The sequence below is a fragment of the Gordonia sp. i37 genome, from assembly GCF_002043085.1.
GTDB lineage: Bacteria > Actinomycetota > Actinomycetes > Mycobacteriales > Mycobacteriaceae > Gordonia > Gordonia polyisoprenivorans.
Genome location: NZ_MVPX01000212.1, coordinates 1 through 3,690, shown reverse-complemented (window position 1 = coordinate 3,690; position 3,690 = coordinate 1). Strand labels below are relative to the sequence as shown.

Here is a 3,690-nt window from a genome sequence, read left to right as displayed (position 1 = left end):
CCCGCCGCATCGGCGACCCATCCGTCGATCGACACCGCGAGATCCATGGTCAGCACATCCCCGTCGGCCAGCACATGGTCGTGCGGAAGACCATGGAGCACAGCGTCGTTCACCGACAGGCAGATCACGTTGCGGAAGCGGCCACGACCGAACGAGGGCGAGTAATCCCAATAGCACGACCGGGCACCCCGAGTGTCGAGCATCGTGCGGGCGTGCGCTTCGAGGTCGAGCAGGTTCACCCCGGGCCGGGCCCGGCCGCCGATCTCGTGCAGGACTTCGGCGACGAAGCGGCCGGTGACGGCGATCTTGTCGATCTCGGCCGGGGACTTCAGTTCGATCATCGCACTCCACTCGGATCGCATCGGTCGCAACCACATCGGTATTTCTATACCCGTCGACGCTACCATGGATCGGTACAGTAATACCGGCTATGATGGCCGGCATGGTGCGCGTTCCACTGACCCCCGAACAAGTCGAGGCCGGCCGCCGGCTCGGCGCACTGCTCCGCGGCGCCCGCGCCGGCCGTGACCCGGAAACGATTGCGCGAGATGCGGGAATCTCGCCGGAGACGCTGCGCAAGATCGAGGTGGGCCGGATCGCCACCCCCAGTTTCGGCACCGTGGTGGCCATTTGTGACGCACTCGGGCTCCCGGTCACCGACGCCGTGGAGGTATGGCGGTCGGCGACGGCCGAGGACGTCGCCGTCTGACCCGGTCCCGTCAGCTCCTCGGTCCACGCGTCTCAGTCGCGCGTCAGCGCGGCGAGGAACATCGCGTCGGTGCCATGGATGTGTGGCCACAGCTGCACATGCGGACCCTCGCCGAGTTCGATGGCGCCGACGAGTGGCCGCGCATCGAGTTGGCGTGCGGTCGTGACCGATTCGAGCACGCTCGACACCAGGTCGGTGGTCTCCGCCGGGTGCGGGGAGCACGTGGAGTACAGCACCACCCCGCCGGGACGAACCAGCCGCAGCGCCTCGGTCAGCAACTCTCGTTGCAGCGCAACGAGTTCGGGAACATCGGTCGGCTGCCGGCGCCACCGCGCCTCGGGCCGCCGGCGCAACGATCCCAGGCCGGTACACGGGGCGTCGAGCAGAATCCGGTCGAAGCCGGGCTCGAGTCCGGTGTGGGCGGTGACATCGCGCGCATCGGCCACATGGACGTCGACCGGGAGATCGCGCACCACACCGCGAATGAGGTCGGCGCGATGCTCGCTGACCTCGATGGCGTCGAGGTGCGCGTTGTCGATGTCGGCGAGCGCACCAATCAGGGCGGCCTTGCCGCCAGGCCCGGCACACATGTCGAGCCACCGACCGCCGTCGGCCCCGATGTCGGCCACCGTCACCGCCCGCGCCACCAACTGGCTGCCCTCATCCTGCACGCCGGCGTAGCCCTGCCGGATTGCCTCCACGTCACCGGGATCGCCGCCGGGCAGGTAGACACAGTACGGCGAGTATCTGCCGATCTCTCCCCCGCTGGTCAGCGCGAGTTCCTCGGCCGTGATGAAACCGGGCCGCGCGACGAGGTGCACCGGTGGCCGCTCGTCGTCGGCGGCGAGCGCGGCCTGCAATTGCCCGAACGAACCGCCGAGGGCGTCGTAGAACACCTCCGCGATCCACCGCGGATGCGCATAGCGGAAGGCCAGGTGACCGATCAGGTCGTCGGCCATGGACGGGGCGAGTAGATCGACCCACAACTCCTCGTCGCGCTGAGAGACCTTGCGCAGCACCGCGTTCACGAATCCGGCGGGCCCGATGCCGGCTTCGGACCGGACCAGGTCCACCGAGGTGTCGACGGCCGCGTGGGCACCGACCCGGGTGCGCAAAAGCTGATAGGTGCCCAGCCGGAGCACGTCGAGCAGCTTGCCGTCGATCTCGTCGACCGGGCGGTTCGCGGCGGCGGCGATGACCGCGTCGAGGATGCCCTGTGCGCGTGCCGAACCATAGGTCAGTTCGGTGGCCAGTGCGGCGTCTCGACCGCTGATGTGGCGCTCCCGCAACATCTTCGGCAGCACGAGGTTGGCGTAGGCGTCGCGCTCACGGACGGCACGCAACGCATCGCGGGCGGTCTCGCGGACCGGATCTACCGCCTTGTCCCGCACCTTCGGATCGTTACGGGAGCCGCGACCCGGACCGGAACGATGATTGTCCCGATCGGTCCCGCTGCGGTTGGACCCGTTGCGGTCACCGCGTGGTCTGCTCATCCGAGCACACTCCCCTCGTCGAGGCGGGCGCCGCGCGCCCAGTCGGTCGCCGGCATCGGCTTCTTCCCTGGTGCCTGCACCGGGCCCAGGCGGACCGGGGTGGTGCCCGTCCCGACGAACACGGCCTTCTTCGTCACGTGGACCTCACCCGGCGCCAACTTTTCGGGTGCCGTCGAATCCGCGATCGCGACCGGCCCGAGTTTGAGTCGGAGGTCACCGTGGGTGGTCCACGCGCCCGGTGCCGGGGTGTGCGCGCGAATGCGGCGATCGATGATGTGCGCGGGCAGGTCCCACCGCACCCGGGCGTCGTCGACCTCGACCTTCGGGGCGTGGCTGACGCCGTCGGCCGGCTGCGGAACCGGGGTCAGCGCCCCCGCCTCGATCCCCGACAAGGTGTCGACGAGCAGACCCGCCCCGGCGTCGGCGAGACGGTCGAGGAGTTCACCGCTGGTGTCGGTGTCGCGGATGGTCTCGGTCAGCACCCCGTACACCGGCCCGGTGTCGAGGCCCTTCTCGAGGCGGAAGGTGCTGGCTCCGGTGGTGGCGTCACCGGCGGCGATCGCCGCCTGGACCGGCGCCGCGCCCCGCCAGGCGGGCAGCACCGAGAAATGCAGGTTGATCCAGCCGTGGGTGGGCAGCTCGAGCAGCGGCGGCGGCACCAACCCGCCGTAGGCCACGACCGCCCCGGCGTCAGGGGCCCACCCCTGCAGCGTCTCGGCGACCTCGGGTTCACCGAGACGTCGCGGGGTGATGACCGGGATGCCGTGGGTATCTGCGAGTTCGGCGACCGGCGCCCGGTGCACCTTGCGGCCCCGACCCGAGACCGCATCCGGACGGGAGATGACGCCGACGACGTCGTGCTCGGAACCCTCGACGAGCCGTCGCAGTGACGGCACCGCGACCTCCGGTGTTCCCGCGAACACGATTCTCACGCCGGTTTCCTCCACTCGTTCGATCATCTCGATCCGCGCACGACGTGCGCGGCGCTCATCCGATCGTAGGCGGATCGACCTGGACCCGGATCGGTCCGGTCTCGCGTTGCGCATTGCGCCGGATGTGCGCGGCGCGCAAGGCCTCGGCGAGCCGGCGACCCTGGCGGCGGTCGGTGCGGATCAGTATCCGTTCGATCTCGTCGGGAGCGCCGTGCCCGTCCGGCCGGTCCCAGTCGGCGCTGCCCGCGGGCGGGCGGACACCGTCGGGCAGCGGCACCGGGCCCAGCGTGTCGGCACCGTCGGGCAACTCGATCTGGTCGACGAAACCGGTGACCAGCTCGGCCGGGCCGTCGATGGAGGCCATGGTGACCGCGGGCGGGAAGCCGAGCTCGACGCGACGCCCGAGTTCGGTCTCGGCGAAACCGACCGGGTCCCAACGGATCAGCGCCTGTACCGGATGCAACGTCGAGTCGGCGACGATGACCATCGTGCCGCCCTGCCGCCGGGCCCGGACCAACGCGCCGACGGCCATCCACCGGCGCACGGCATCTTCTTC

General features: G+C 70.2%; 4 protein-coding genes and 1 pseudogene. 1 reads left to right on the top strand and 4 read right to left on the bottom strand.

What is annotated here, in order from left to right; translation table 11 throughout:
- On the bottom strand, positions 1–341 hold a 341-nt coding region (locus B1964_RS09710), incomplete at its 3' end, for a M24 family metallopeptidase (protein WP_139765688.1).
- Positions 342–442: 101 nt separating this feature from the next.
- On the opposite strand from B1964_RS09710, the gene B1964_RS09705 reads away from it, so the two are divergent.
- A complete protein-coding gene (locus tag B1964_RS09705; protein ID WP_014359929.1) occupies positions 443–709 on the top strand; it encodes a helix-turn-helix transcriptional regulator in 267 nt (88 codons plus the stop codon).
- Positions 710–741: 32 nt separating this feature from the next.
- Here B1964_RS09705 and B1964_RS09700 read toward each other — a convergent pair whose 3' ends face one another.
- The 3 genes and pseudogenes from B1964_RS09700 to B1964_RS09690 form a co-directional block, all read right to left on the bottom strand.
- On the bottom strand, positions 742–2,202 hold the full coding sequence (locus B1964_RS09700; protein ID WP_079929617.1) for a transcription antitermination factor NusB: 1,461 nt from the start codon (positions 2,200–2,202) through the stop codon (positions 742–744).
- Positions 2,199–3,134, bottom strand: a complete 936-nt coding sequence (gene fmt, locus B1964_RS09695) for a methionyl-tRNA formyltransferase (protein WP_014359927.1) — start codon at positions 3,132–3,134, stop codon at positions 2,199–2,201. Before fmt ends, B1964_RS09700 begins: the two co-directional genes overlap by 4 nt.
- 55 nt (positions 3,135–3,189) lie before the next feature.
- Positions 3,190–3,690 (bottom strand): annotated as a pseudogene (locus B1964_RS09690) (primosome assembly protein PriA); the annotation flags it as partial.

What these genes read in the sequence shown, in the direction of transcription:
- B1964_RS09705 (WP_014359929.1), top strand. Translation starts at nt 443, where the DNA reads ATGGTGCGCGTTCCACTGACCCCCGAACAAGTCGAGGCCGGCCGCCGG.
- B1964_RS09700 (WP_079929617.1), bottom strand. Translation starts at nt 2,202, where the DNA reads ATGAGCAGACCACGCGGTGACCGCAACGGGTCCAACCGCAGCGGGACC.